The 25,798-nt window shown below is 42.8% G+C and carries 26 protein-coding genes; 15 read left to right on the top strand and 11 right to left on the bottom strand.

Annotated features, from left to right (window positions below; genetic code table 11):
* Positions 1-9: 9 nt before the first annotated feature.
* Together HMPREF9698_RS00455 and HMPREF9698_RS00460 are read right to left on the bottom strand one after the other, a co-directional pair.
* The gene (locus HMPREF9698_RS00455; protein WP_003776180.1) at positions 10-1,137 is read right to left on the bottom strand and encodes a glycerol dehydrogenase; all 1,128 of its coding nucleotides are present in this window, start codon (positions 1,135-1,137) and stop codon (positions 10-12) included.
* Between the two features lie 481 nt (positions 1,138-1,618).
* Positions 1,619-2,863 (bottom strand): ArgE/DapE family deacylase, encoded by a 1,245-nt coding sequence (locus HMPREF9698_RS00460; RefSeq protein WP_003776182.1) that lies wholly within the window; start codon positions 2,861-2,863, stop codon positions 1,619-1,621.
* A 674-nt stretch (positions 2,864-3,537) separates the two neighbouring features.
* Here HMPREF9698_RS00460 and HMPREF9698_RS00465 point away from each other — a divergent pair.
* Genes HMPREF9698_RS00465 through lplA form a run of 3 tightly spaced genes read left to right on the top strand, consistent with a single transcriptional unit; the run spans position 3,538 to position 5,691 of the window.
* Positions 3,538-3,804, top strand: a complete 267-nt coding sequence (locus HMPREF9698_RS00465; protein ID WP_003776184.1) for a biotin/lipoyl-containing protein — start codon at positions 3,538-3,540, stop codon at positions 3,802-3,804.
* Positions 3,788-4,666, top strand: coding sequence for a lipoyl synthase (gene lipA, locus HMPREF9698_RS00470; protein ID WP_003776186.1), 879 nt, complete (start codon positions 3,788-3,790; stop codon positions 4,664-4,666). Before HMPREF9698_RS00465 ends, lipA begins: the two co-directional genes overlap by 17 nt.
* A gap of 14 nt (positions 4,667-4,680) precedes the next feature.
* Complete coding sequence (lplA, locus tag HMPREF9698_RS00475; RefSeq protein WP_003776190.1) at positions 4,681-5,691, top strand: lipoate--protein ligase; 1,011 nt, start codon at positions 4,681-4,683, stop codon at positions 5,689-5,691.
* Between the two features lie 842 nt (positions 5,692-6,533).
* Here the strand turns inward: lplA and HMPREF9698_RS00480 are convergent.
* The 8 genes from HMPREF9698_RS00480 to HMPREF9698_RS00515 form a co-directional block, all read right to left on the bottom strand.
* Positions 6,534-7,661 carry a glycerol dehydrogenase gene (locus HMPREF9698_RS00480; protein WP_003776191.1) on the bottom strand — a complete coding sequence of 376 codons (1,128 nt, stop codon included), beginning with the start codon at positions 7,659-7,661 and terminating at the stop codon, positions 6,534-6,536.
* A 105-nt stretch (positions 7,662-7,766) separates the two neighbouring features.
* Entirely contained in the window at positions 7,767-8,135 is a 369-nt protein-coding gene (gene dhaM, locus HMPREF9698_RS00485; protein ID WP_040292354.1) for a dihydroxyacetone kinase phosphoryl donor subunit DhaM, read from the bottom strand.
* The gene (gene dhaL, locus HMPREF9698_RS00490) at positions 8,131-8,715 is read right to left on the bottom strand and encodes a dihydroxyacetone kinase subunit DhaL (RefSeq protein ID WP_003776194.1); all 585 of its coding nucleotides are present in this window, start codon (positions 8,713-8,715) and stop codon (positions 8,131-8,133) included. Before dhaL ends, dhaM begins: the two co-directional genes overlap by 5 nt.
* Positions 8,716-8,724: 9 nt before the next feature.
* Positions 8,725-9,708: a dihydroxyacetone kinase subunit DhaK gene (dhaK, locus tag HMPREF9698_RS00495; RefSeq protein WP_003776196.1), complete on the bottom strand. Its 984-nt coding sequence runs from the start codon at positions 9,706-9,708 to the stop codon at positions 8,725-8,727.
* Between the two features lie 139 nt (positions 9,709-9,847).
* Positions 9,848-10,399: a dihydroxyacetone kinase transcriptional activator DhaS gene (gene dhaS, locus HMPREF9698_RS00500; RefSeq protein ID WP_003776198.1), complete on the bottom strand. Its 552-nt coding sequence runs from the start codon at positions 10,397-10,399 to the stop codon at positions 9,848-9,850.
* Between the two features lie 48 nt (positions 10,400-10,447).
* Entirely contained in the window at positions 10,448-11,449 is a 1,002-nt protein-coding gene (locus HMPREF9698_RS00505; RefSeq protein ID WP_003776200.1) for a dihydroxyacetone kinase subunit DhaK, read from the bottom strand.
* A 578-nt stretch (positions 11,450-12,027) separates the two neighbouring features.
* A complete protein-coding gene (locus tag HMPREF9698_RS00510) occupies positions 12,028-12,642 on the bottom strand; it encodes a DsbA family protein (protein ID WP_003776202.1) in 615 nt (204 codons plus the stop codon).
* 90 nt (positions 12,643-12,732) lie between these two features.
* Entirely contained in the window at positions 12,733-13,317 is a 585-nt protein-coding gene (locus HMPREF9698_RS00515; protein WP_003776204.1) for a CYTH domain-containing protein, read from the bottom strand.
* An 82-nt stretch (positions 13,318-13,399) separates the two neighbouring features.
* On the opposite strand from HMPREF9698_RS00515, the gene HMPREF9698_RS00520 reads away from it, so the two are divergent.
* From HMPREF9698_RS00520 to HMPREF9698_RS00535, 4 genes are all read left to right on the top strand, one after another.
* Complete coding sequence (locus HMPREF9698_RS00520; RefSeq protein WP_003776206.1) at positions 13,400-14,023, top strand: GTP pyrophosphokinase; 624 nt, start codon at positions 13,400-13,402, stop codon at positions 14,021-14,023.
* A gap of 12 nt (positions 14,024-14,035) precedes the next feature.
* Positions 14,036-14,857, top strand: coding sequence for an NAD kinase (locus tag HMPREF9698_RS00525; RefSeq protein WP_003776208.1), 822 nt, complete (start codon positions 14,036-14,038; stop codon positions 14,855-14,857).
* Positions 14,838-15,725, top strand: a complete 888-nt coding sequence (locus tag HMPREF9698_RS00530) for an RluA family pseudouridine synthase (RefSeq protein WP_003776209.1) — start codon at positions 14,838-14,840, stop codon at positions 15,723-15,725. The genes HMPREF9698_RS00525 and HMPREF9698_RS00530 overlap by 20 nt, the downstream gene beginning before the upstream one ends.
* A gap of 125 nt (positions 15,726-15,850) precedes the next feature.
* A complete protein-coding gene (locus tag HMPREF9698_RS00535; RefSeq protein WP_003776210.1) occupies positions 15,851-17,434 on the top strand; it encodes a peptide chain release factor 3 in 1,584 nt (527 codons plus the stop codon).
* Positions 17,435-17,516: 82 nt separating this feature from the next.
* On the opposite strand, the gene HMPREF9698_RS00540 is transcribed toward HMPREF9698_RS00535, so the two are convergent.
* Positions 17,517-19,748 carry an ATP-dependent Clp protease ATP-binding subunit gene (locus tag HMPREF9698_RS00540; RefSeq protein WP_003776212.1) on the bottom strand — a complete coding sequence of 744 codons (2,232 nt, stop codon included), beginning with the start codon at positions 19,746-19,748 and terminating at the stop codon, positions 17,517-17,519.
* A gap of 305 nt (positions 19,749-20,053) precedes the next feature.
* On the opposite strand from HMPREF9698_RS00540, the gene HMPREF9698_RS00545 reads away from it, so the two are divergent.
* From HMPREF9698_RS00545 to yqeK, 8 genes are all read left to right on the top strand, one after another.
* Positions 20,054-20,320: a phosphocarrier protein HPr gene (locus HMPREF9698_RS00545; RefSeq protein ID WP_003776213.1), complete on the top strand. Its 267-nt coding sequence runs from the start codon at positions 20,054-20,056 to the stop codon at positions 20,318-20,320.
* 1 nt (position 20,321) lies between these two features.
* Positions 20,322-22,043 (top strand): phosphoenolpyruvate--protein phosphotransferase, encoded by a 1,722-nt coding sequence (ptsP, locus tag HMPREF9698_RS00550; protein ID WP_003776215.1) that lies wholly within the window; start codon positions 20,322-20,324, stop codon positions 22,041-22,043.
* A 195-nt stretch (positions 22,044-22,238) separates the two neighbouring features.
* Entirely contained in the window at positions 22,239-22,502 is a 264-nt protein-coding gene (locus tag HMPREF9698_RS00555; RefSeq protein ID WP_003776216.1) for a DUF1797 family protein, read from the top strand.
* A 13-nt stretch (positions 22,503-22,515) separates the two neighbouring features.
* On the top strand, positions 22,516-23,058 hold the full coding sequence (locus HMPREF9698_RS00560; protein WP_003776219.1) for a YqeG family HAD IIIA-type phosphatase: 543 nt from the start codon (positions 22,516-22,518) through the stop codon (positions 23,056-23,058).
* Between the two features lie 15 nt (positions 23,059-23,073).
* Complete coding sequence (yqeH, locus tag HMPREF9698_RS00565; protein ID WP_003776221.1) at positions 23,074-24,219, top strand: ribosome biogenesis GTPase YqeH; 1,146 nt, start codon at positions 23,074-23,076, stop codon at positions 24,217-24,219.
* A gap of 30 nt (positions 24,220-24,249) precedes the next feature.
* On the top strand, positions 24,250-24,564 hold the full coding sequence (gene yhbY, locus HMPREF9698_RS00570) for a ribosome assembly RNA-binding protein YhbY (protein WP_003776223.1): 315 nt from the start codon (positions 24,250-24,252) through the stop codon (positions 24,562-24,564).
* Between the two features lies 1 nt (position 24,565).
* Entirely contained in the window at positions 24,566-25,210 is a 645-nt protein-coding gene (locus tag HMPREF9698_RS00575; protein ID WP_003776225.1) for a nicotinate-nucleotide adenylyltransferase, read from the top strand.
* A gap of 4 nt (positions 25,211-25,214) precedes the next feature.
* Complete coding sequence (gene yqeK / locus HMPREF9698_RS00580) at positions 25,215-25,796, top strand: bis(5'-nucleosyl)-tetraphosphatase (symmetrical) YqeK (protein WP_003776227.1); 582 nt, start codon at positions 25,215-25,217, stop codon at positions 25,794-25,796.
* The last annotated feature ends 2 nt before the right edge of the window (positions 25,797-25,798 follow it).

The raw sequence follows: 25,798 nt of genomic DNA on the forward strand, positions 1-25,798 counted from the left end.
TTGAAAATTTTATCCTTTCTTGTAAGCTTGACCCAATCTATCGGCGGTTAGGATAGCTGATTTAACAGCTTGGACCGTCACATCGAAAGGCATGGACTGGATCGACCCCTTGGGATTCATTGCCTTTTCTGCTACAGCTTCTAGTTCCTCATCAGTCATATCATCAAAACCGATGTCAGATAGGGTCATGGGCAGGCCGACAGCCTCTTGGAAGGCCAGGACTTGTTCAACTTCTGCTTTTGGAGCATTTTCCATTAGCAACTGGCAAATGGTCCCAAAACTGACAATTTCACCATGCAGGGCATCACTTTTTTCGTGTAAGAGGGAAAAGCCGCTATAAATGGCGTGAACTGCTGCTAATCCTCCGCTCTCAAAGCCTAGGCCAGATAGTAGGACATTGGTTTCGATTATGTCTTCTAAAGCAGGGGTGACTTGGTTCAAATCAGAGGCAAGTTTAGCTGCCTGGCCATGTTCTAAGAGCATGTCATAGGCTAGCCTAGCTAAGGCATAGGCCGCATTAGTTCCCTTGGCTTCTTGGGCAATGCCATCTTGGATTCCATTGGGCTGGCCAGCATTCACGTTTGAGTTGGACCGGCGGGTAGCCCGTGCTTCAAAGTAAGTAGCCAAAGCGTCCCCCATCCCAGCTAGGAGGTAGCGGCTAGGGGCCTTGGCGATAACAGCTGTATCAACCAGGACGACAGAGGGGCTATCTTGAAAGTGGGCACTGGCATCAAATGAACCATCTTCATGGTAGATGTCGGCTAAGTGACTCGTTGGGGCATCTTGAGCCACAATGGTTGGGACAATTATTACATTTTTACCTTCAGCTACACATTTGGCAGTATCAATAGCCTTACCACCACCTAAACCGACCAGGCAATCGCAATGGTTTTCTTTGAAGATTTTTTGTAAGCGAGTAATCTCACCACGGGTCACTTCACCTTGGAAGTCTGCATTGACAAATTCTACTTCAAATTTGTCTTCAGTATAAGCCAGTTGGTCACTTACCCGGTCAATATCTTCTTCTTTACCAACTATTAGAGCTTTTTTACCCAATTGGGCAATGTAGTAGCCTAAATTATTGAGCTCTTTTTCACCCTGGACATATTTTGATGGACTGATAAAGGCTTTTCTCATTTTATTCCTCCTGTATTAGTCTGTTCCGTCTAGACGGTCTAGTCGGTCAGCATTTTCTCTCACAATCCCTTTTACCATTTGGTCAATTACTTGGCCTGGGTCATTGATAATCTTCTTCACAAGTCTACACCCTTTCTTCTTTGACTTACTTTTATAATAGTAGAATACGGTAACGTTTACAACGAACAAGACACAATTGTTAGCAAAAAATTAAGGCCAGCCAATTAGTTTGCAAGAGTGAGGCTCAGCCCTTAACGGAAATCACCCTTATTATGATACCCTATGAACTGTACTCATCTGAAGTAAGCTTTGACCAAGTGATCCAACTCTCTAACCAGCCCCTTGATGGATAGGTTAGGGGAGTTAGGGGCAACAGTCAGAAATCCTCTGCAAGCTTTAAGCTGGGAAAAAACAAAAAGTGTTGGTGGCTACCAACACTTTTGTTGTAAGAAGTATGTTATTTTCATTCAACCACCAGGACTTATGACAAGTAAGACTTGATGATATCGTTGTAGACATCGATAAAGTCCAAGTATTGTTGGACAGGTATTCTTTCATTCAGCTTGTGGTTAAGCTGTGGCACACCAGGGCCGTATACAGCAATATCCATGGTTGAATTTCCTTGGGTAAACTGGGCGGCATCTGTTGTCCCTGCAATAGCTATGGGGAGGATTTCATCCACTTTCCCTAGTTCAGGTTGGTCTTTAACCAGGTCGGTGCCAAGAACTTGACCCATTTGTTTTAATAGGTATTGGAAGCCTAATCTTTCATGGTCTTTAGTGACTTCCCGAATAGTTTGGATTAATTTAGAATCTTTAGGGGAATTCACTGGTGGTTGGTCGGCTGTTACTTCAACAGCTAGGTCAAAGCCATCTTTTTTGTTGAGGTCATCAATAACACTTCTTACGATATCCATGACACCATTGTTATCAAATTCCGGAATAGTCCGGGCATTGGCTTCATATTCAGCGTATTCCGGGAGAGAGTTTACCTGACTTCCTCCTTTGATAATGGTTACATTGTGGAAAGTCTTGCCCAGTTCTTCATTATTAAATTCTTCAGCCTTATCTTCAACAGCTTTTGAAATTTGAGAGACAGCTTCAGTCAAGTTTTCTACTGCATTCACACCTAATTGAGGGGCAGATGAGTGGGCAGCCTCCCCTTTAGAGGTCAAGGTATAGTTTAGTGATCCCATGTGGGTGTAGACAATCCCTACATTACATGGTTCTCCAATTAAAATGGCATCCAAATCATCCACATAGCCTTCACGGGTTAACTGATTAGACCCATACTGGCCAACCTCTTCACCAACTGTCGCTAGGAGTCTTAGGGTACCTTTAAAGTTTTGGCTTTCTTTAAATTCAATAAAGTTAATCACCATAGCTGCAATACCTGGCTTCATGTCAGATGCCCCACGTCCCCAGAGGACATTATCGTCATCAATATGGGCTGAAAAAGGAGGATATTCCCAATCGTCTTCATCACCAGCACCCACAACATCCAAGTGTCCGGTAATACCTAGGACTGGCCCTTCACCGTTCGAAATTTCGGCAACCAAGCTAGCCCGGTCGTCATCATATTGAACCAATTTAGATTCAATATCGTGGTCTGCTAACAAGGATTGGAAGTATTTCGCAACTTCTTCTTCATGGCCGTTTTCTGACTTAATTTGAATAATATCTTGTAAGATCTTAATGGACTGGTCCTTATCAATCACTTTTCCCATTGTTAAAACTCCTTTCGATATAGAAAAATTTCCTTATATCTATTTTAGTACATATTTGACAAATAGTTAAATAAAACCATTACATTCCTTTTCCCAGGGTGGCTATCTACCCGGTCGAAGCCACTTCTTACCGTGTTTTCTTACAAAATCCATCTTTTATGGATTACTTGGCTTATCATACCGCAAATCCCTTTTGCTTGTCCTGACTCGCAATTGTCATGGTCAGCTAGACTAGGATTTTGAAATTTAGCCAGGGACTGATGACATTGATATAGTCTTCACTTGTAGCAATCATTATTTTTATGCTTGATTGGACTATAAAAACCCGATTTTTATTTATGGAGTAATTTATAATTGTTATAAATTGCTTACTTAACAGGCAAAATAAACTAGAAAATTATAAATAAAAAATATATTATTAAAAAATAAAGCTGGTCAAAAAATGCTTGAAAAGTGATCTTTTAGACACAAAATTGTATTTATATTATACTTTTATCAAATAGTACGGGCTATAAACACTGTCATTATAGGGTCTTTATTTTTTTACCCTTATTATGTTCAAAAATTCATTTGATTTTTCCATAAAGCTTGTATATAAGAGGGGGCTATTTTAGAATGGAATCAGTCAAAAGAAAGAAAGCCTTTGGGCAAAAAAATTGGAAAGGAACACCTATATGCAAAAAGAAGTTTTATTTCCTAAATTGAGTGAGAAGATTGAAAACGGTGTCGTCATTAGTCTGAGAAAAGAAATAGGAGAGGAAATTCACAAGGGTGAAGTCCTCTATGAGGTGGAAACGGACAAGGCTGTTCATGAAATAGAGTCAACTGACTGTGGAACTGTCCTTGAGTTTAAGGTAGAAGAAGGGGACACAGTCACTGTTGGCGATGTCATTGGAACTATTGATGAAGATGGGGTGGATAAAAATGGATGCAAAAACTAACAAAAACAATTCTGCAGCAACACCAACTAGTGTCAAACCACGTGTCCGCTTTAATCCAAATGATGTTGGTCAAGTTGACACCATGTTTAAAGACTTAAAATTAAACACCGTCTGTACAGAGGCGACTTGCCCGAATATAGGGGAGTGTTTCGCAAGCGGTACGGCTTCCTTTATGATTTTGGGTAAACATTGTTCTCGGAACTGCCGCTTTTGCGATGTAGCGACTGGTGGTATGGAGCCTGTTGACCCTATGGAACCAGAGCACTTGGCGGATGGCGTTAAGCAATTAAAACTTAACCACGTTGTGATAACTTGTGTGGCCCGAGACGACTTGCCAGATGGTGGGGCTGGACAATTTGCTAAATGTATTGAACTCATCCACCAAGAATGCCCAGACGTAACGGTTGAGGTCTTGATTTCCGACCTTCAAGGTGACCACGATAGTATTGATAAAGTTATTCAGGCTAAGCCCGATATTATCAACCACAATGTTGAAACAGTCGAACGTATTTCCCCAATGATTCGTCACCGGGCAACATATGAACGGTCTCTTGGGGTCTTAGAATACGTTAAAGAACAAGACCCTGAAATTTTCACTAAGACTGGGATTATGCTGGGACTCGGTGAGACTGAGGAAGAAATTTACCAAACCATGGACGATTGTCTGGCTGTTGGGGTTGACTTCTTTACAATTGGTCAATACCTCCAACCTTCTCCTAAACACTATCCACTTTCAGAGTATGTTAGCCGTCAAAAATTTGGTGAATACAACCGAATAGGGAGACAAAAAGGCTTCAAATTTGTCGCTTCTGGTCCCCAAGTCCGTAGTTCTTACAAGGCTCACGAAGCCCTTCATTCATAGGGAGCTTGTGGCTTATGATTTACATCGATACCCAGTCTAGGGATGCAAATTTTCACTTTGCTTTAGAAGAATATTTGATGAAAGAGCATTACTTTGATGATACAGTTTTTCTATTTTGGCGGACCCAGCCCACAGTCATGTTAGGCAAGTTCCAAAACTTGATGGTAGAACTGAATCAGGCTAATTTAGCCAAAGACAGGGTAAAGATTACCCGGCGAAATACGGGGGGCGGAACGATATACACCGATATGGGTGGTTTTCAATATTCCTTCATTATTCCAGGCAAGAGTCAAGAGATTGACTTTAAACCTTATATGGACCAGGTATTAGCCAGTCTGCGAGCACTTGGGATTCCTGCCGAGTACAATAGCCGTAATGACCTTTCCTTGTATGGGAAAAAGATTTCGGGTAATGCCCAGTGTGGGATAGAGGGGTATACCGTCCACCACGGCTCGCTCCTTTATAATACCGATTTATCTAAACTTCCTCTCTATCTCAACGCACCAAAATATAAGATTAAGTCAAAGGGAACACAGTCAGTCAAAGACCGGACGGCTAATATAAGGAATATGACCCAGATGGACTGGTCGGAGGAAGAATTCAAAAGTGCCTTCCTTGAAGTTTTCCTAGGCGAGCAGGTAAAACTGGGGCAATTAACTGAGGAAGACTACCAGGCTGTCCATAACCTGGCCCAAGAAAAATTTGAAAGCTTTTCTTGGGTGAGGGGCAAGAACCCAGCCTACACCCTTTCAAACACTTACTTGTCGGATGGTGGGTTGATCCAGGCTAGGATTGATGTGAACCACGATATCATCCAGTCTTGCCATTTTTCAGGTGACTTCTTCCACAATTCCAATGAAGGGACAATCGAAGGCATGGAAAAAGAGTTAGAAGGAGTTGTTTTTGACCGGCAAGCTGTGTGGAATTGCCTGACCCACTCACCCCATAAAAATGCCCTTTACCGCATAGGGGTAGAGGACATCCTTCACTCTATTTTTGCTCATGAAGAAGATTTCAGTAACTGACAGGATTGGCCTTAGAATGGAAATTTTTAGAAGAAAAGAAGTAAGATAAGTGTTTTGGAATAAATTACTCTTGTCTCTGGTCAAGAATAATGCTGAAAGAGGCTGAACTAATTAAAAAAGTCAAAAGGCCAAATAACCCTCGAAAGTTAGAGTTAAAGGCTAACTTTACGGGGGTTACTTTATCATTTGTGCTGGCTGATGATTTTTTCCAAGGACCTAACACAAGTCTTCCTTTCTTAAGTGTCTAGTCCAAAAATAGTATGTAAATTGTTCACTAGGGAGGACGGACGGTCTTCAGTTTAGGCTCTGGCCTAAATTTGCATAGTGGTAAAACACTGAATCCAGGTTATCGTGCAAGGTCGAAAGCCAAGCCTCTCTGACCGGGGGAATAGCTTTCATGAAAGGGATCGAAGCTAATACAGTCAAGCAATTATTGTTAAAAGAAACTAAAGGAATAATGGGCGCTTCCCAACATGGTTGGTGGTTAAGAGGCAGGTTTAATGGGACTAGAATTCATGATGAGTCGGTTCTTTATAACTTATCTTCTTGCTAGACACAAGGTCTTATCGAATAATAATTTCCAGAACTAGTATCTGAGACCCAAATTGAAGTCGTCAATGATAAGCTAGATCTGTTCCGAAGAAAGACTGGACAGTTAGAAGAAGTCTTGGATGACTTAAAAGACTAGGTTACGGCCGGCTAAAACAAAATAAACAAGGAGACTTCTTTAGTGGTGGTTAAAGGGGGGTTGAGGAAGACTTGAGATAGGCTTTAATACTAAAGATCAACCAGCCCATGCCTTAGACATGGACTGGTTGATGGGAAGCTTTATTTGAAGATTTTTATCTTTCTTTGTAAGCCTGGCCTAATTTATCAGCTGTTATGATAGCTGATTTAACAGCTTGGACCGTAACATCGAAAGGCATGGAGTGGATCGACTCTTCAGGGATCAAGGCTTTTTCTGCTACTGCTTGCAGTTCCTCATAAGTGATGTTATCGAGTCCAATGTCAGCTAAGGTCATTGGAAGACCGATAGCTTTTTGGAAGGCAAGGACTTCTTCAACTTCTGCTTTAGGTGCATTTTCAAGGACTAATTGGCAGATGGTACCAAAACTGACAATTTCACCATGCAGGGCATCAAATTTTTCGTGCAGGATAGAAAAGCCGTTGTAAATAGCGTGAATAGCTGCTAAACCCCCGCTTTCGAAGCCTAAGCCAGATAGTAAGACATTCGTTTCAATAATGTCTTCTAAAGCTGGGGTGACCTGGTTCAAGTCTGAGGCAAGTTTAGCTGCTTGGCCATGTTCTAAAAGCATTTCATAGGCTAGCTTGGCTAAAGCAAATGCTGCATTAGTTCCCTTGGCATCTTGGGCAACTCCTTCACGGACACCGTTGGGCAGGCCGGCATTAACGTTTGAGTATGACCGACGGGTAGCTCGTGCTTCAAAATACGTTGCTAAAGCGTCTCCCATTCCTGCTAGTAGGAAACGGGTAGGTGCCTTGGCTATGACAGAGCTATCAATGAGGATGACCGATGGGCTAGTCTCAAAGTAAGCATAGTCATCAAAAGTTCCATCTTCGTGGTAAAGAACGGCTGAGTGACTAGTTGGCGCATCTTGAGCTACAATGGTTGGCACAATCACCACATTTTTACCTTCAGCTACGCACTTAGCAGTATCAATGGCCTTACCGCCACCCAGACCGACAACGGAATCACAATTATTTTCCTTAAATAATTGTTGCAAGCGGTCAATTTCACCACGGCTAGCTTCACCTTGAAAGTTTGCATTGACAAATTCTAGCTCAAATTTGTCTTCAGTATAAGCGAGTTGGTCACTTACCCGTTGAATGTCTTCGTCTTTACCGACAATTAGAGACTTTTTACCAAACTGGGCAATATAATATCCTAAATTGTTGAGTTCTTCTTCACCCTGGACATATTTTGTTGGACTGATGAAGGCTTTTCTCATGTTAGCCGCTCCTTTCTTATTTTGAAGGCCTTATAAATCTTTTGTTTTCTCTGTTTTGTCTTTATTTTAAACGACATTAACAGTTTAATGATTTTCAATTTTCGCTTACTTCACAATGAGTTGGTCCAGTTCTTCTTTGATGGCACTTGTGGGCGCATCTGCTTGAAGGAGGGATGCAGCGGTGTAGACTCCTTCGATAAAAGCAACATCAAACAGGTCAATCGATTTGTCGCTGCTTTCAATGGCCAACTCTAAGTTCATCTTAGCACTACCTAAGTCATAGAAGGCTAAAATTTCATCTGCCTCATTGTCTATAATGGCTTGATTGACAGCCTCAAACGACGTACCTACTCCATCATCTTCACTTCCCCCAGCAAACGTTACGGGGACATCCCCTGCTACTTGTTCAATTAATTGCTTTAGACCTTGAGCAATTGCTTCAACATGGGATACCATGACAATTCCTCTGCTAATCAAAAACACCCCCTTTAATAAATGCCTCAAATAGGTACTTGCTTGACATAGCTCCAGGGTCGATATGGCCAATCGATCGGTCACCCAAGTAAGAAGCACGCCCCTTGTGGGCTTTCATTTCTTTGGTTTTTTCGACAATCTGATCTAGTTTTTGATAAGTTAGCTGTCCCTCCTTAATGAGGTCTAAAGCTCCTGACCATAAGTCAACCATTGTCTTGTCCCCAACTTCAGCCTTGCCTCGTTTTTGAATACCAGATAAACCGGCGGATAAAATAGATTCAGGATCAGATGCATCTTGGGCTGCCTTACTCATCTCTAAAAAGGCTGAGCCGTAAAGTGGACCTGAGGCACCTCCAATTTTTGACATAAAAGTCAGGGCAGCCACTTTAAATACATCGGCCAAATTATCTGCTTCTTTATTGGATAATTCTTGTTTTAGTGCGGTTGCCCCACGGTTCATATTATTACCATGGTCACCATCACCAATTGGGGTATCTAATTCACTGAGATAACCTCTTTGATCATGAATTTTGTTGGTGAAAATTTCTAAACTTTCAACTACATTATCTTTGCTAAACATTTTCTCTCCTCACCAGGCTGCAGCTTGTGTGTCTTCTTGCAATAAGTCTAACCAATTATCTTCTAGTTTGATTAAGGTCAGGGAAACACCTTGCATTTCTAGTGATGTCATCAGATTACCGACTTTAATGAAAGGAAGTTGGAGATCGTTTTGGTCTAGTAAGCCTAAGATATCATTTAGGAAAATATATTGTTCCATTAAAGGTGTCCCACCTAGCCCATTGACTAGAACGCCATATTTATCTTCAGCAGACCAGGAGAAGGCTTCCTTCAAGTGGCCCACAATCTCTTGGGCAATCTCAGCTGATGGTTTCAGTTCCGTCTTTTGCAAGCCTGGTTCACCGTGGATGCCCACCCCGAACTCGATTTCATTTTCGTCTAAAACAAAACCTGGTTTGCCAACTTCTGGGACAGTTGCACCAGTTAGGGCTACGCCTAAAGTATTGATATTGGCAACAGCCTTGTCACCAAGCTCTTTGAGTTCTGTTAGGCTGGCCCCATTTATTGCAGCCGCACCCAGCAATTTATGAAGGAGCACGGTACCAGCAACTCCACGTTTTCCTTGAGTATCGGAGGAGTCTTCAACAGCTATATCGTCATCGACTATAATTTTTTCAACTTGGATGTCTTCCATTTCTGCCAATTCCATAGCCATTTCAAAATTCATGACGTCACCCGAATAGTTCTTGATAATTAAGAGGACCCCCTTTCCTTGGTCAGCAGCCTTGATTGCTTCCAGTACCTGGTCTGATGTAGGTGAAGTAAAGACCTGGCCACAAACAGCTGCTTGGAGCATGCCTTGGCCCACGAAGCCGGCATGGGCTGGTTCATGGCCACTTCCACCCCCACTGACTAAGGCTACTTGGTCACCTATTTCTTTTTGCACCACAACACTCGTTCCTGCGACACGGTCCAGTCGGTCGGCATTTTCCCTAACGATACCATTGGCCATCTCGTCAATAATTTGACTCGGGTCGTTAATAATCTTTTTCACAAGTCTACACCCTTTCTCCTTTATTTACTTTTATAATAAGAGATAATGGCAACGTTTACAACGGACAAAATAAAAGTATTGTCCGGTCTGCTTTCAGTGGGGGAGGGAAGCAGCGGGCTCTTGTACATGTTTTGTAGTCTTATGAACTTATAAAATGATTCAAGTAATCAATGAAGTATCTGGATAAGTCACGACTATCTATTGGGCACTCACTTAATATCCATTCAGTTACTGTTTCGACTAATCCATTGGTTAAAATTCTACAATATAAACCATTCTCATGACTTTTAAAGACAATATTTTTATCCTTTGACTTATAGGCCGATATTAATAGGGATTGAAGGAGTTGGTCAATCTCTTCTTTTAAAAAGAATTTAAAAGCATTTTGGCCATCATAGCTTAAAACTTTGAGGTAGAAGTGACAATTGCTTTCAAAATATTCAACTAGGAGGCCTAAGATATCTTTCCAATTTCGGTAACCGATGTTATCGTTAATGATCTCTGTTAGCTCTTGTTGGAAAATCCAGTTAACTAAGTCATACTTATCCAAAAAATAATCATAGAAAGTTTGCCGTCTCATTTTAGCTTGTTTCATCAGTTGAGATACTGTAATACTTTCTAAGTCAGACTGGTATAAGACTTGCTTGAAGGCATCAGCTATTTTCTTTTGGGTAATAATGGATCCACTCATATTGCATTCCCCATCTTTGACCCTAATGTTACTGGTAAGGCAATGTGATTAATGGTTCCAACCGAAAGCATCTGTTGGTTCATTTAAGTAAGCTAGCCACTTTTCATCTTTAAGGTTTACAAAGGTTAAGGATAAACCAGCAGTGTCATAAGCGGTCAAAAAATTCCCCATCAGTTTAAAATCTACTCCTAAATGATTAATATCTAGAAAGTCCATGACTTCAGACATAAAAATAGAAAGTTCTAGTAGGGGGGTACTGCCTAGGCCATTGACCATAATGGCTAGCTTTTTGATATTATTCTTCTTATATTGCTGGATGAGTTTATTGGTGAGTTCAAGGGCTATTCTCTCTGATGACTGCATTGTTTCCTTGCGATAACCAGGCTCACCATGTATACCAATACCAAAAAACATTTCATCTTCGGCCAGCTTATATTGGGCTGATTTATTGCTAATGGTACTAGCATTTGAAAATGATACGCCAAGTGTCCGAGTTTGGTCAACAACTTGCTTACCCAGCTTAACTAGTTGAGCTAGGGATAAGCCCTTGCTAGCAGCTCCACCAAGGATTTTATGAACAAGGACACTTCCTGCTACCCCCCGTTTTCTTTGTTTATAACTAGAGGACTCGATCGAGCAGTCGTCGTTGACAATGACATGATCTACCTTCATACCAGTAGCAACCGCTCGTTTTTCGGCTTCAAGGAAGTTGTTAACATCTTTTTCGAAATTTTTAATAATAAGCAAGCTACCCTGGTTATTGTAGGTCTCTTGAATAACTTTGAATATTTGGCTAGGACTTGGTGGCTCAAAAATGGGGCCCATTATAGCTGCATCCAACATATTTTCCCCTATATAACCATAGTGGCCAGGTTCGTGGCCACTGCCTCCTCCAGAAATGAGGACTACCTTGTTGTTTGGGATTATGGATTTCTTAACGGCGTTTGTACCGTCTATCTTAATAAGAACTTGGTCATATGTTGCAACGATGCCATCAGTGATCCGGTCAATAATTTCCTGGTCGGTTTTACCATTTAAAAAACCACTCATGCAAAAGAACCTCCAACATATATTTAGTCTAACTTTACTAAATAAATTTGTTTAAGACAAGTTTTTATTAGTCGTATGGACCTACACCCACCCAAGAAGTTGTTTACTTAGCCCAGGAAACCTATCTTTTCCAAGGAATGGTAAAAGAAAATAGGAGCTTGGAGATTCTTTTACCATGGGTCAATTGTCGGATGTCTAAACAAGGTAGGATTAATCCAGCATTATTAGTAAATGTAGCTGCTAATATAGTCTATCGGGCGGGCAAAAGTTACCTTGGCTAGGGCCTTGATAAAGGAACCAGTCTTATTGATCTGTGACGAGGCAACCTCTTCTCTGGATAATGAAAGCTCCATCTTAATTAAAAATTTACTGCTATCACTAACTGAAGTCACCCTTATCATGGTTACCCACAAATTATAGTCTTCAGAAGCAAGCTTTGATCAAGTGATCCAACTCTCTATACAGACCCTTAATGAATAATGTAAGAGTATCAGGAAGCCATTAAGTTCAAAAATCCTGTATATATTTTTTAACTGAAAAAAACAGTTACCTCCAAGAGGGCAACTGCTTGCGATCGTTTAAATATGGTTAGGCCAGATGGGATTAAGGGGGAGGAGGGCATTGGTCAGTTTGGATGCTCTAGAGCAAGTATTACAGGCGTAGTGGAGGGTGTATTCATTGATCATGAGCTCCATCCTTGCCTTGTTCATATGGTCCGTGTGATAGTAGATGATACAAGTGGGCACCTTGTTGACCTCCATTTCCTTGGCTAAGTGCTTGTCCCTTTGGTAGGATTTTTTAGCCAAGTCTGAATAGAGGTCTTCTTTAAACATCTGCAAGTCAATCTGTCCTGCTTGAGCTGCTTCTAAAATGGTTTCTTCGTTAAGTTCATAGCCTTCTTCAAAGAGGAGGCTTTGTAATTTTATAAAAAATTGGATGCCCCGTTTTTTCCCTTGCATGGAAGCAGCCTGGAAGGCAAGGCAAGGGATAAAACTAGGGTTGAAGTCTAAAGATTTGCCCTTGTGTGGGGCATTTGGGTAGGAGTCGTCATTGGCTTTAATGGTGACGAAACGAACACTGACCTTTTCATGACGGGTATCCGGGAAATGAAATACAGACCGAGCAATTTCCAAGCTATTCTTATCTAGCGGATTTACAAATAGGAAAATCTCGATCATATCTTTAGAATTCAAAGCAATCCACCTTCTATTATCGTGTGACTTATCTATACTTGTATGGTATCAAATAATGCTTAGGCCGGCTAACAATTTGCCTTAAACTGTTTAAAGTTGAGAGAAGGCCCGGGCGACTTTGTTGACTTTATCACGTTGGGGAATATTATGTTCAAGAAGTATAGTATAGAATAAATCCAGTCCTTTGTCATGACTGGGGGCTTCTAATTCCAACTCATAGTCACTGGTCTGGCCATACCAACTATGGTCCAGGACTAAGAGGCAGTCTTGGTAGTTTTTTTCAAAACGTTTAGTTTTTAACCAGGTTATGAGGCTTAACTGGCTTACTTTTAGGCCTTCTTGGCTTAACTGGTCCGCAATGGATTGGGGCAGGATGACTTGGCCTGCTTTCATTATTTGTTGGGCTTGGGCTAAAGGAATGTTTTCAGTGGTTTCAACCAGTTGGTCATGGTTGTGAGAGGGGGATTTCAGGGTGATTTCAGCCTGGTCTTGCTCCTTTACAATTCTAATGCGGACAGAACAAGATTGTTCTTTTAAGACTAGGTCCTCAGTGTCAAAGTAATAATTTTCCTGGATGATGGGCTTTACTTCACTAAAGTGATAGCTGTCAAATAAATCCTGGTATTCGTCTTTGCTTAAAAGGTTCTTGAATTCAATTTCTAATTCTTGGCTCAACTTAACCAGCCTTTCTATTTTTTACTCCCATCTATGATACAATGGATGGAGGAAAAGAAAAAGAAATAAAGAGGTTATGATTATGACGAAAGACTGGGACCAATTTTTATACCCATATGAACTGGCCCTTGAAGAGCTTAAAGTCAAATTAAAAGGGCAGCGAGCCATGTTTCGGCATAAAAACCAAGCAAGTCCCATTGAATTTGTGACTGGTCGCTTAAAGCCCGTGGATAGCATCTTGTCCAAGGCAGAGCAAGTCCAGCTTCCCCTTGACCAGCTAGAAGAGATGGAAGATATAGCAGGTTTGCGGATCATGTGCCCCTTTATTGAGGACGTTTACCAAGTTGTTGCCATGGTGAGGAAGCGACAGGATATGGAAGTTATCAGAGAAAAGGACTATATCTCCAATACCAAGGAAAGTGGCTACCGGTCATATCATTTGATCTGTCGCTATCCAGTCTACATTATTGACCAAGTCTACCCCCTTTTAGTTGAGATCCAAGTCCGGACCCTGGCCATGAATTTCTGGGCTTCGATTGAACACTCCTTGAACTACAAGCATCAAGGTGACTACCCGGCTGAAATCAAGAAAGGCTTGCAGGAAACGGCAGACCGGGTCTTTCAGTTGGATGAGGAGATGTCGGCCATCCGCAAGAAGATCAGCCAGGAAGAAAAAACAGAAAACCCAGACGATGCAAGCACTTAAGGAGCAGTGTCTATGCGAGTGACAATTATCAGCAACCAAAGTGAAAAGTCAAAGCAAGTATCCAAAAGCCTGGAAGACTTGCTCCAGGAAGAAGGGGTCGTCATCGATGGCCTGGCCCCTGATATTGTGATTTCTGTGGGAGGAGACGGGACCCTCTTGTCTGCCTTTCACCGCTATGCCCATATTTTAGACCAGGTCCGCTTTATTGGAGTCCACACAGGGCACTTGGGTTTTTATACAGATTGGCGAGAATTTAACCTCGCTGACTTGGTTGATCAGATCAAAAATGACAAGCAAGAAGCTGAAGAATATCCCCTCTTAGATGTCCGAATTTCCTACCAAAATGGTCAAGAAGCCAAACACTACCTAGCCTTGAACGAATCCATTTTAAAATTAATGGACAAAACCTTGGTTTGTGACCTTTTTATCCGAGATGAATTCTTTGAACGCTTTAGGGGAGATGGCTTGTGTGTGTCGACGCCGACTGGGTCTACTGGCTACAATAAATCAGTGGGCGGGGCCGTCCTCCACCCTAGTTTAGAAGCCTTGCAAATTACGGAAATAGCCAGTTTAAACAACCGGGTTTTTCGGACCTTGTCGTCCCCCATTGTTATTTCCCCCAATGAGTGGATTACCCTAAAGCCGATCAATACCTCTTCGATCACTTTAATGGTGGACCAATTAGTCTCAGAAGAAGAGAATGTGGCTGAAGTGAAACTGAAGATAGCTAAGGAGCGGGTCAGTTTTGCCCGTTATGACCACACTCACTTTTGGGACCGGGTGGAGAATGCTTTTTTGGGAGTGAAAAAACAGAATGCAAGTGACTTGGACTAACCAAGAAGACCAACTGATCTTAAGTGACTTCCTCAAGGAAAAGGGTCTGTCCAGACGTTTTTTAACCAAACTGAAGCAAGTCAAGGGAGCTATCCGGGTTAATCATCAGCCCGTCCGGGTGACCTGGGAACTGGTCAAAGGGGACCAGGTTGAACTTGACCTGCCCAAGGAGGAGGCCAACCCCCACCTAGCTCCTAATGAAGGGGGCTTGGACATTCTTTACGAAGATGACTACTTACTGGCCTTAAACAAGTCTGCAGGTCAAACTTGCCTGCCTTCACCCCAAAACCGAAGCTCCAGTTTAGCCAATAAGGTCCTAGCTTATTACATAAAAGAAGGAGCCGAAAACCTTAAGATCCATCCAGTTACCCGGCTCGATAAGGACACTAGTGGCATCATCCTCTTTGCCAAGCACCAGTATATCCACCATTTAATGACGACTCGGTCACACTTGACCAAAAAATACTTGGCCTTGGTCCAAGGTCAAGTCACTCCAACAGAAGGGGTCATTGACCTAGCAATCGGCCGGACGGAGGATTCAATTATCAAACGCCAAGTTAAGCAAGGGGGTAAACCTGCCCAAACAAGCTACCGGGTCCTTGACCAGTCCAACCAGGCTTCCTTGCTAACTATTGACCTTTTAACGGGCCGGACCCATCAGATCAGGGTCCATTTTTCTCACCTGGGCCACCCCTTACTTGGGGATAGTCTTTATGGAGGTCAAGCAGGTATAATTGACCGCCAGGCCCTCCACTGCCAACAGGTGGACTTTGCCCACCCCTTGACTGGTCAAAGAGTTCACTTGCAGGCCCCCTTGCCAGAGGATTTGCTAGTTTTGTCCCAACGATTGAAGCTCGGTGGAGTTTAAAATACAAGGATATAGCTGTGACCCTAAAACAGACAGGGGCGCAGGCTTTTTTGCTTACAAGCCTTGTCGTCTCAGGGAGAAATTGGTATCATAGTTAGGCTAATGAATTGATAGAAGGAGTCCTTATGTCACAAACAAGTATCAGTCAAGAAGTAGATAAAAGGCGAACTTTTGCTATTATTTCCCACCCGGATGCTGGGAAGACAACCATCACTGAACAAATGCTTCTATTTGGAGGAGCTATCCGCCAGGCGGGGACGGTTAAGGCCAAAAAAACGGGGAAATTTGCCACCTCTGACTGGATGGAAATCGAAAAGCAGAGAGGGATTTCTGTTACTAGTTCGGTCATGCAATTTGACTACCAGGGCAAGCGGATTAATATCTTGGACACCCCTGGTCACGAGGATTTTTCGGAAGATACCTACCGAACCTTGATGGCCGTTGATGCAGCTGTTATGGTGGTGGATTCCAGCAAGGGAATTGAATCCCAAACGGAAAAACTCTTTAAGGTCTGCCGCATGCGGGGGATTCCCATCTTTACCTTTTTTAACAAATTAGACCGAGACGGTAGGGACCCCTTGGATCTAGTGGAAGAATTAGAAGAAGTACTGGGTATTGATGCCTATGCCATGAACTGGCCAATGGGGTCTGGTCGAAACTTGTTAGGTCTTTATGATATTTACAACAACCGGGTTCAAGTTCATGACCCCGACCAGTATGAGGATGGTAGGGATTCGCTTGATCTAGATGAAGAGGGTGAAATTTTGGGCGACCACCCCATCAAAACTGACGCCCAGTACGGACAAACCCTGGAAGAAGCCCTTCTTTTGAAAGAGGCAGGCAATGACTTTGACCGGGAAAAGATCATGGCGGGTGACTTGACCCCAGTCTTTTTTGGGTCTGCCTTAACCAACTTTGGGGTCCAAAACTTCCTAGACGCCTTTTTGGAATTTGCCCCAAAGCCTTCAGCCCAAGCAGATAAAAACCGCCGGGTCATCCAACCCAGTGATCCTAACTTTTCTGGTTTTGTTTTTAAAATCCAAGCCAATATGGATCCCCGACACCGGGACCGGATCGCCTTCTTGCGGATCTGTTCAGGCCAATTTGAACGGGGGATGGATGTCACCCTAGCCCGGGAGGACAAGGCCATGAAACTGACCAATTCCACCTCCTTTATGGCTGAAGACCGGGAGACCGTGACCAAGGCGGTTGCTGGCGATATTATAGGTCTTTATGATACTGGGACCTTTCAAATTGGGGACACCATTTACTCTGGCAAGGAAGGGGTAGAATTTAAGGACCTGCCCCAGTTTACACCGGAAATATTCATGAAGGTTGACCCCAAGAATGTGATGAAGCAAAAGTCCTTCCACAAGGGATTAGAACAATTGGTTCAAGAAGGAGCCATCCAACTCTATAAGACCTACCTGGGCAATGATTATATTGTAGGGGCAGTGGGCCAACTTCAATTTGAAGTATTAGAGCACCGGATGAAACATGAATATAATTCTGACATTGAAATGCAGCCCATTGGAAGCCGAATTGCCCGCTGGATTGATCCCGACCAATTGGATGAGAAGATGAGTTCCTCGCGAAATATGTTGGTGAAAGACCGGTTCGACCACCCCCTCTTCTTATTCGAAAATGAATTTGCCATGCGTTGGTTTAGCGATAAGTATCCGGATGTTGAGTTGAGATCCCTCTTATAGTGGGACATTGACCAAGACAAAAAAAGCGACCCAAATTTGGGTCGCTTTTCTGATTGATTGAGGCTGGTTTGTTGCTTATTCCTTAGTTTTGGTCGCTTTCTGAGCTCTTAGCTTGACTAGCTTCAGCCTTGTTTTCGCTGACTTTGATCACACCATCGTCGTTTAGGTCAACGAGTAAGTTGTGGACACCTGGGTTGTCCAAGTAGAATTGGGCAATTTGGTCTTCCACTTCTTCTTCGACGACACGGCGGAGAGGGCGGGCTCCCATTTTAGGGTTGTAGCCTAGGTCCACTAATTTTTCTTTAGCTGGACGGCTGACTTCAATGGTTAAGTCTCTTTCAGCAATCGCTTCTTGGATTTCATTGAGCATGATGTCCACAATGGAAATGAGACTTTCTTTAGAGAGAGAATCAAACTCTACAATGCCATCGAGACGGTTTAAGAACTCTGGTCTGAAGTAATTGGTCAAGCGGTTGAGTAGTTCATCATTTGTATCTTCATCTTTGCCAAAACCAATATTAGTTCCAATCTCATCGGTTGAGCCAGCATTACTGGTCATGATAATAATGGTTTCTTTAAAGTTGACTCGTCGTCCTTGGGAGTCGGTTAAGTGGCCGTCATCCAATATTTGAAGGAACATGTTCAAGACGTCAGGATGGGCTTTTTCAACCTCGTCTACCAGGATAAGGCTGTAAGGTTTCCGTCTGACTTGCTCAGTAAGCTGGCCAGCTTCATCGTAACCAACATATCCAGGAGGGGAACCGATCAAACGACTGGTGGAGTGTTTTTCCATGTATTCACTCATATCGAGTCGGATCATGGCTTCCTTGCTACCGAATAGTTCCTTAGCCAGACTTTTCGCTAGTTCGGTTTTACCGACACCAGTTGGGCCTAGGAAGAGGAAGGAGCCAATTGGGCGGTTTTTCTTACGGAGACCAATTCGGTTACGACGTATAGCTTTGGAAACTTTTTCGACAGCCTTGTCTTGGCCAATAACTTGTTCTTCCAAGGCTTGCTCCAAGTTTTTAAGCTGGGTTTGTTCTTTTTCTTTCAACTCACCGACAGGAATACCGGTTTTAATCTCAATGATATTGATAATATCTTGTTCGGTAACAGTAGGGGTGGTTGATTCAGGGTTTTGCTGGTCTAGCATCCCTTCGAATTTGGAAATTTGATCCCGGTAGTGGGCTGCTTTCTCGTAGTCTTCGACATCCAAGGCCTCTTGTTTAGCTTTTTCAGCTTGGGCAATTTTTTCTTTGAGCTCATCAGGGTTAGAGACCTTGATGGTCAAGTTTTTCTTAGAACCGGCTTCGTCAATTAGGTCGATGGCCTTGTCGGGTAAGAACCGGTCCATAATATAGCGGTTGGACAAGTCGGTTGCAGCTTTTAAGGCTTTAGGGTCGTATTTAACCTTGTGGAATTCTTCGTATTTACCTTGGATACCTTTGAGGATGGTTAAGGTTTGTTCGGGACTTGGCTCTTCTACTTTAACGGGTTGCAAACGTCGCTCTAGGGCAGAGTCTTTTTCGATTTTACGGTATTCATTTAAGGTTGTCGCCCCAACCATTTGGAGTTCGCCTCTAGCTAAGGCTGGTTTTAAGATGTTACCAGCATCCATGTTACTGCCATCTGCAGTTCCGGCACCGACAATTTCGTGGACTTCATCAATAAAGAGGATAATGTTTTGTCTTTCCTTCAATTCATTGATTAATTGTTGCATTCGTTCTTCAAATTGTCCCCGGATTCCAGTTCCTTGAACCAAAGAAGCAACGTCTAAGCGGATAACTTCCCGGTCTTGCAATTTTTGAGGGACATCGGATTGGGCAATCTTGTTGGCTAAGCCTTCAACGACAGCAGTTTTACCAACACCCGCTTCCCCAATAAGGACTGGGTTGTTTTTGGTTCGTCGGTTTAGGATTTCAATAACCCGTTCAGTTTCTTTGTCTCGGCCAATAATCGGGTCGATTTTGCCCTCTCTAGCCATCTGGGTTAGGTTAATACCATATTCATCTAAGAGTCCACCGCCACCAGCTTGACCTTGGCCTGGGCCAGCGTTTCCGCCACCCATAGCAGACTCTGGATTAATGCCTTGTCGGTTTGCGCCGTAGCCACCCAACATGGATCCAAAGAGGTCATCTAGGTTGTTGAAGTCTCCAAATGGGTCATTACGTCTCTGGTTCATCCGACCCCGTTGTTCTTGTTCTTTAATTTCGCGGTAGCATTCTTTACATAAGTCGATTTCTCTTTTTTGACCATTAATAGCAGTTGTCAAATGAATGCTAGCTTGTCTTTGGTTACATCTTTGGCATAGCATAAACGGCCTTCCTTTCTTTATACTAAATTTCGTGATAGTGGAGTGTTTGAAAGGTGTTTGACTATCTTTGACCTTTCATGAGTCTATTATACTCTGACCTTGTTTGACTTTCAACCTTTTTTATCAAGTTTATTAAATTATTTCAACCCCTTAAAAAGTCTGGTATGACAAGCAATATGCTTGTGATCTATATAATAATAGTTGTCCAAGCCCCAAAAAAATGGTAATCTTATTGTTGAAAGTCGATTAGTGCCTTGCTTAATTGTCTTTTATAAAATTGGATCGATATAAAGGAGAAATGAAATATGGAAAAACGAGACTACCACATTACTGCTGAAACTGGTATCCACGCTCGACCTGCTACCTTACTGGTTCAAACTGCAAGTAAATTTTCTTCTGACATTAACTTGGAATACCAAGGCAAGTCAGTCAATCTTAAATCCATCATGGGGGTTATGTCCCTAGGTGCTGGCCAAGGCTCAGATGTGACCATCAGTGCCGACGGGTCAGATGAAAAAGAAGCAATTGAAGCAATCGAAGAAACTATCAAAAATGAGGGAATGGCTGAATAAAATGGGAAACAAATTAACAGGAATTGCTGCTAGTGATGGTTTTGCCCACGCTAAGGCTTACCCATTAGTTCAACCTGATTTAACTGTTTCAAAACAATCAGTAGAAGATACAGAAGCTGAAGTTGAAAGATTTAAAGCAGCAATCGACCAAGCGACGGAAGAATTGCAGACAATTCGGCAAAAGGCGGCTGAAAGTGTGGGCGAAGAAGAGGCCCAAGTCTTTGATGCCCACATCATGGTTCTGGCTGATCCGGACTTAAGTGACCAGACCACCACTAAAATTAAAGAAGACCAGGTCAATGCGGCTTATGCCTTTGAAGCAGTGGCAGACAATTTTATCACTATTTTTGAAGGCATGGAAGACAACCCCTACATGCAAGAGCGGGCTTCTGATATTAAGGATATCAAAAAACGTGTGATTGCCCACTTGCTAGGTGTTGACTTACCCGACCCGTCAGCTATTGATGAAGAAGTAGTGGTGATTGCCGAGGATTTAACCCCGAGTGACACGGCTCAGTTAAACAAAAAATACGTCAAGGCTTTTGTCACTGATGTAGGGGGGCGGACTTCTCACTCAGCCATCATGGCTCGGTCACTGGAAATCCCTGCTGTGGTGGGGGCAGGTCAAATCACTAGCACGGTCAAAAAAGGCCAAGAGCTTGTGGTCGATGGGGTGGCCGGTGAAGTCATCATCGACCCGTCTGACCAAGAGATTGAAGCAAATGAGGAAAAAGCTAGTGAATACGAAAGCATGAAGGCTGAATGGAACAAGCTCAAAGATGAACCCAGCATTAGTAAGGATGGGGTTCAAGTCGAGCTAGCAGCTAATATAGGGACGCCCAAAGACCTTGAAGGGGTCAGTAATAATGGGGCAGAAGGCATAGGTCTCTACCGTACTGAATTTCTCTACATGGATTCCTCTGAATTGCCAAGTGAGGAAGATCAGTTTCAAGCCTACAAGGAAGTCTTAGAAGGGGTCGACGGCAAACCAGTTGTGGTCCGGACCATGGATATTGGTGGCGATAAGGAATTACCTTACCTTGACCTGCCAGACGAAATGAACCCCTTCTTGGGCTACCGGGCCTTGCGAATTAGTTTAGACCGGGATGAAATCTTTAGAACCCAAATTCGAGCCTTGCTTCGAGCTTCAACTTATGGCCAGTTGCGGATCATGTTCCCAATGGTGTCCAACTTGGATGAATTGCGGGCAGCTAAGGCTATCGTCCAAGAAGAAAAAGACAAGCTAGAAGACCAAGGTCAAACGATCTCTGATTCCTTGCAAATTGGGATTATGATTGAAATCCCAGCAGCTGCTATGTTGGCCGACCAGTTTGCTAAGGAAGTCGACTTCTTCTCAGTTGGGACCAATGACTTGATCCAATATACCATGGCAGCTGACCGTTTGAATGAGCGGGTTTCCTACCTCTACCAACCTTATAACCCTTCTATCCTACGCTTGATTCATAATGTAATCCAAGCGGCTCACAAAGAAGGCAAATGGGCTGGCATGTGTGGGGAAATGGCTGGAGACCAGTTGGCAGTTCCCCTCCTCTTAGGAATGGGCTTGGATGAATTTTCCATGTCTGCTACCAGTGTCTTGAAGACTCGGTCCTTGATCTCTCGCCTTGACTCAAAAGAAATGGCAGAATTAGCTAACAAGGCTTTGACTGAGTGCACAACCCAAGATGAAGTTGTTAAACTAGTCGAAGAATATACAAAATAAGGAAGTTCAACAGGGCTTAAATAAACACACCCTAACTTAGCCTAGTCAGCCAGGCTGAGGGAGTGGGTGTGTTTTTAACTTCTTTAAACTGATTTCGTTGCCCCAAAGATAAGGCCAGCCAAAGCAGGTGAAGACTGAACTTGTTTTTGATAAAATTAACTTAGTGTGTATACTGTAGAAGGGAGTTTTATTTGCATGGTTTATTCTTCAGACTTGGTGTCAATAGTTAAACGGTTGAATGCCATGCGTGAAGATAAAACAAGCGTCAGACAAGTTAGACACTTTGATGTTGACGGTCAAGAGCGGTGTGTGGTTTTGTTTGATGGCTTTACAGGGAATTTTAAACTGATCGACCCCCTGTCTGAAAAAAATAATGTATATGAATTTGACGATATTGACCACCTAGCTGTTGAAATTTTTGAACGTTTGCAGCCTAGGCATTTTAAAAAGAACGAGTGAAAAAGGACCAGCTATGTTAAGTCTATTTAAGCCTACTTATATGGTAGAATCAGTTTATAATATTGAACCCTCTGAGTTTATTAAACGGGGTAAGAAGGTGGTCTTCGCTGACTTGGATAATACCTTGATTGCTTGGAACCACCCCAAGGCAACTCAGGAGTTAATTAACTGGCTGGACCAGCTCAATGATTTTGGCATCCAGGTTATAGTCTTATCAAATAATAATAAAGACCGGGTGGAAAAAGCAGTGGCCCACACTGGCGTAACCCACATTCCATCAGCCTTTAAACCTTGTAAAAAGGGTTTTGAGAAGGCCTTTTCCTTGGTCAACCAGCCAAAAGAAAATATTATTATGGTTGGCGACCAGGTCATTACTGATATTGTTGGAGCTAATCGATTTAAGATAGACAGTGTCTTAGTCAAACCCATCCTGGCTTCAGACGCTTGGAATACCAAGTTCAACCGGTTAATTGAATACAATATCCTCAAGCTAGTAGTCAAGTATAACCCTGATATGGAATGGAAAGATTCTTTAGATGACCATTTGAAGAAATAAGATGCGAAGTTTAGTATGATGAAGAAAGGCCAAGATACAGTGAACCATGAAAACCCAGATGAAGTAATTTACTGCATTGGTTGTGGGGCCCAACTCCAAAGCCAAGATCCAAACCAACCTGGTTACCTCCCTCAATCAGCCCTAGAAGGGCGGTCTGAGGATGACCTCTATTGTAAGCGGTGTTTTAGACTGAGGCATTATAATGAACTAGCGGATGTTCAAGTGACCTCTGACGATTTTTTGAACATGCTTGGGGAGATTTCCCAAGAAGAGGCCCTAGTTGTTAATGTGGTTGACATTTTAGATGTTAACGGAAGCTTTGTGCCTGGCATTGGTCGCTTGACCGGTAACAACCCCTTGATCATTGTTGGGAACAAATTTGACCTCTTACCTAAGTCACTTAAACGGGGAAAGCTAAGACAATGGTTAGAAGAAGTTAGCTATGACATGGGGGTTAAGCCTCTAGCAGTTGACCTGATTTCTGCAGTCCGCCAAGGATCAGTAGCACACTTGCTCGACTTGATTAATGAATACCGTGGGGACCGGGATGTCTATATAGTAGGGACCACCAATGTTGGCAAGTCCACCTTAATCAACCAGATTATCAACTTGGCCAGCCAAGAAGAAGATGTTGTCACGACTTCCTACTTCCCAGGAACCACTTTAGGAAAAATTGAAATCCCTCTTGATGATGGGCATAAACTGGTGGATACACCAGGAATCTTCCGGCCAGGCCAGGTGGTCCACCAACTCAATCCTCAAGAAGTTAAGACGGTCATTCCCCGCAAGGAGTTGAAACCCCGGACCTACCAGCTGAACCCAGGACAGTCCCTCTTTATTGGTGGCTTAGGCCGGTTTGATTATGTCCAGGGTCCAGGTAAGGCTTCTATTGTGGTCTATGCAGCTCCTTCTCTGTCCATCCACCGGACAAAAAGGGAAAAAGCTGACGACTTATACCAAAGCCAGTTAGGAAAAGACTTGACCCCACCATTTGACAGCAAGGATAAAAAAACTCTAACCAAGCGAACTTTCAAGGTCGACCAAGCATCTGATTTGGTCTACTCTGGTCTGGGCTGGGTTAAGATCAATGCTTCTGGCGTTGAAGTAGAAGGCCATATTATTCAAGGAGCCGATATTTTTATCCGTAAACCCATGATCTAAAATAGTTTGACAAGAAAAGGAGGACAATAATTGTCTTTAAGTAAAAAACAAGTTAAATTTTTAAAGAAAAAATCCCACACGGTTGACCCCATTTTTCAAATTGGCAAGCAGGGGATAACCGATCAAATTTTGGCTGAACTGCATGATGCGATTGAAAAAAGAGAACTGATCAAGGTCTCAGTCTTGCAAAATTCTGCTATGACCAACAAAGAAATTGCAACCTTTATTGAAGACAATTCTGATATTAAAGTCATTGATTCTATCGGGAGGGTTTTAGTCTTGTACAAGTCCTCTTCCTATGAGAACAACCGCTTGATTTCAGACAAGGTTCGTGGAGTAGACTAGTATGAAGCAAAAAACTCAAGCGACAGCGGTCAACCAGACCCAAACAGAAGCAGAAGAAAGACAAGGAACCCGTCGGAAAATTGGCCTCATGGGGGGGACCTTTAATCCGCCCCATTTGGGTCATTTACTGGTAGCTGAACAAGTTTATGAGGCCTTGGGCTTGGATAATATCCACTTTATGCCCACTGCAAAGCCGGGCCATGCCGCTGGTAAGGAAACCATTGACGCCTCTTACCGCGTTGACATGGTCGATTATGCCATCGAAGATAACCCCCACTTTTCTCTTAACTTGACTGAAGTGAACCGGGGAGGGACGACTTACACCATCGATACCATTAAAGAATTGAAAGAGGCTAGCCCTGAGACGGATTATTACTTTATTATTGGTGAAGATTCAGTTATGGACTTGGCCGAGTGGAAGAACATTGAACAATTACTGGATTTAGTTCAATTTGTTGGTGTGAAGCGACCAGGCTACCAGGCAGAAGTAAACTTTCCTATTATCTGGGTGGACACACCAGAATTAGATATTAGTTCCAGTGACATCAGACAAAGGGTGTCAGAAGGTCAATCCATTAAATATTTGACCCCCGATAGGGTAAGAGACTATATTGAAGACAAAGGCTTGTATAAGGGTGAAGAATAAGGAAATGAAATACACAGAAAATTATATTGAGATTAGTAGAGGAGACTTAATCAAGCGCGTAGAAGATAAGCTGAGCCAGGACCGGTTCAACCATATTCTGCGGGTTGAGGCAACGGCTTTGGAATTAGCCGACCGCTTCCAGGCTGACTCGGAAAAAGTTAGCATTGCGGCCTTGCTTCACGACTATGCCAAGGAAGTTAATATGGATGAACTGAGGAATATTGTTATCAATGAAAACTTGGACTTGGAATTACTCGATTACGGCAACAGCATTTTACATGGCCCAGTTGGTTCGGTTTGTGCCTATGATGAATTTGGTGTGACCGACAAGGAAATTTTAAATGCCATTTACTATCATACCATTGGTCGTAAAAACATGTCCTTGGTTGAAAAAGTCATTTTTGTAGCTGATTATACTGAACCCCATCGTGACTTCTCTCAAGCTGATGAGGCGAGAGACTTGGCCCAGGATGACTTAGACAAAGCCGTGACTTATATTGTCAAAGAAACCCTGCTCAAGTTAATCAAAGATGACAAGTTAGTTTACCCTGGAGCTTTAGATACGTATAATAGCTTAATTGCATAAGG

The sequence above is a fragment of the Alloiococcus otitis ATCC 51267 genome (assembly GCF_000315445.1).
Classification (GTDB): Bacteria; Bacillota; Bacilli; order Lactobacillales; family Carnobacteriaceae_A; genus Alloiococcus; species Alloiococcus otitis.

Coding starts and splice junctions, on each gene's coding strand:
- HMPREF9698_RS00530 (WP_003776209.1), top strand. CDS start 14,838: ATGCAAGTGACTTGGACTAACCAAGAAGACCAACTGATCTTAAGTGAC.
- HMPREF9698_RS00460 (WP_003776182.1), bottom strand. CDS start 2,863: ATGGGAAAAGTGATTGATAAGGACCAGTCCATTAAGATCTTACAAGAT.
- HMPREF9698_RS00575 (WP_003776225.1), top strand. CDS start 24,566: ATGAAGCAAAAAACTCAAGCGACAGCGGTCAACCAGACCCAAACAGAA.
- lplA (WP_003776190.1), top strand. CDS start 4,681: ATGATTTACATCGATACCCAGTCTAGGGATGCAAATTTTCACTTTGCT.
- HMPREF9698_RS00545 (WP_003776213.1), top strand. CDS start 20,054: ATGGAAAAACGAGACTACCACATTACTGCTGAAACTGGTATCCACGCT.
- HMPREF9698_RS00555 (WP_003776216.1), top strand. CDS start 22,239: ATGGTTTATTCTTCAGACTTGGTGTCAATAGTTAAACGGTTGAATGCC.
- HMPREF9698_RS00535 (WP_003776210.1), top strand. CDS start 15,851: ATGTCACAAACAAGTATCAGTCAAGAAGTAGATAAAAGGCGAACTTTT.
- HMPREF9698_RS00465 (WP_003776184.1), top strand. CDS start 3,538: ATGCAAAAAGAAGTTTTATTTCCTAAATTGAGTGAGAAGATTGAAAAC.
- HMPREF9698_RS00560 (WP_003776219.1), top strand. CDS start 22,516: ATGTTAAGTCTATTTAAGCCTACTTATATGGTAGAATCAGTTTATAAT.
- yqeH (WP_003776221.1), top strand. CDS start 23,074: ATGATGAAGAAAGGCCAAGATACAGTGAACCATGAAAACCCAGATGAA.
- lipA (WP_003776186.1), top strand. CDS start 3,788: ATGGATGCAAAAACTAACAAAAACAATTCTGCAGCAACACCAACTAGT.
- HMPREF9698_RS00540 (WP_003776212.1), bottom strand. CDS start 19,748: ATGCTATGCCAAAGATGTAACCAAAGACAAGCTAGCATTCATTTGACA.
- HMPREF9698_RS00520 (WP_003776206.1), top strand. CDS start 13,400: ATGACGAAAGACTGGGACCAATTTTTATACCCATATGAACTGGCCCTT.
- HMPREF9698_RS00455 (WP_003776180.1), bottom strand. CDS start 1,137: ATGAGAAAAGCCTTTATCAGTCCATCAAAATATGTCCAGGGTGAAAAA.
- ptsP (WP_003776215.1), top strand. CDS start 20,322: ATGGGAAACAAATTAACAGGAATTGCTGCTAGTGATGGTTTTGCCCAC.
- HMPREF9698_RS00525 (WP_003776208.1), top strand. CDS start 14,036: ATGCGAGTGACAATTATCAGCAACCAAAGTGAAAAGTCAAAGCAAGTA.
- dhaS (WP_003776198.1), bottom strand. CDS start 10,399: ATGAGTGGATCCATTATTACCCAAAAGAAAATAGCTGATGCCTTCAAG.
- HMPREF9698_RS00480 (WP_003776191.1), bottom strand. CDS start 7,661: ATGAGAAAAGCCTTCATCAGTCCAACAAAATATGTCCAGGGTGAAGAA.
- HMPREF9698_RS00505 (WP_003776200.1), bottom strand. CDS start 11,449: ATGAGTGGTTTTTTAAATGGTAAAACCGACCAGGAAATTATTGACCGG.
- yqeK (WP_003776227.1), top strand. CDS start 25,215: ATGAAATACACAGAAAATTATATTGAGATTAGTAGAGGAGACTTAATC.
- dhaL (WP_003776194.1), bottom strand. CDS start 8,715: ATGTTTAGCAAAGATAATGTAGTTGAAAGTTTAGAAATTTTCACCAAC.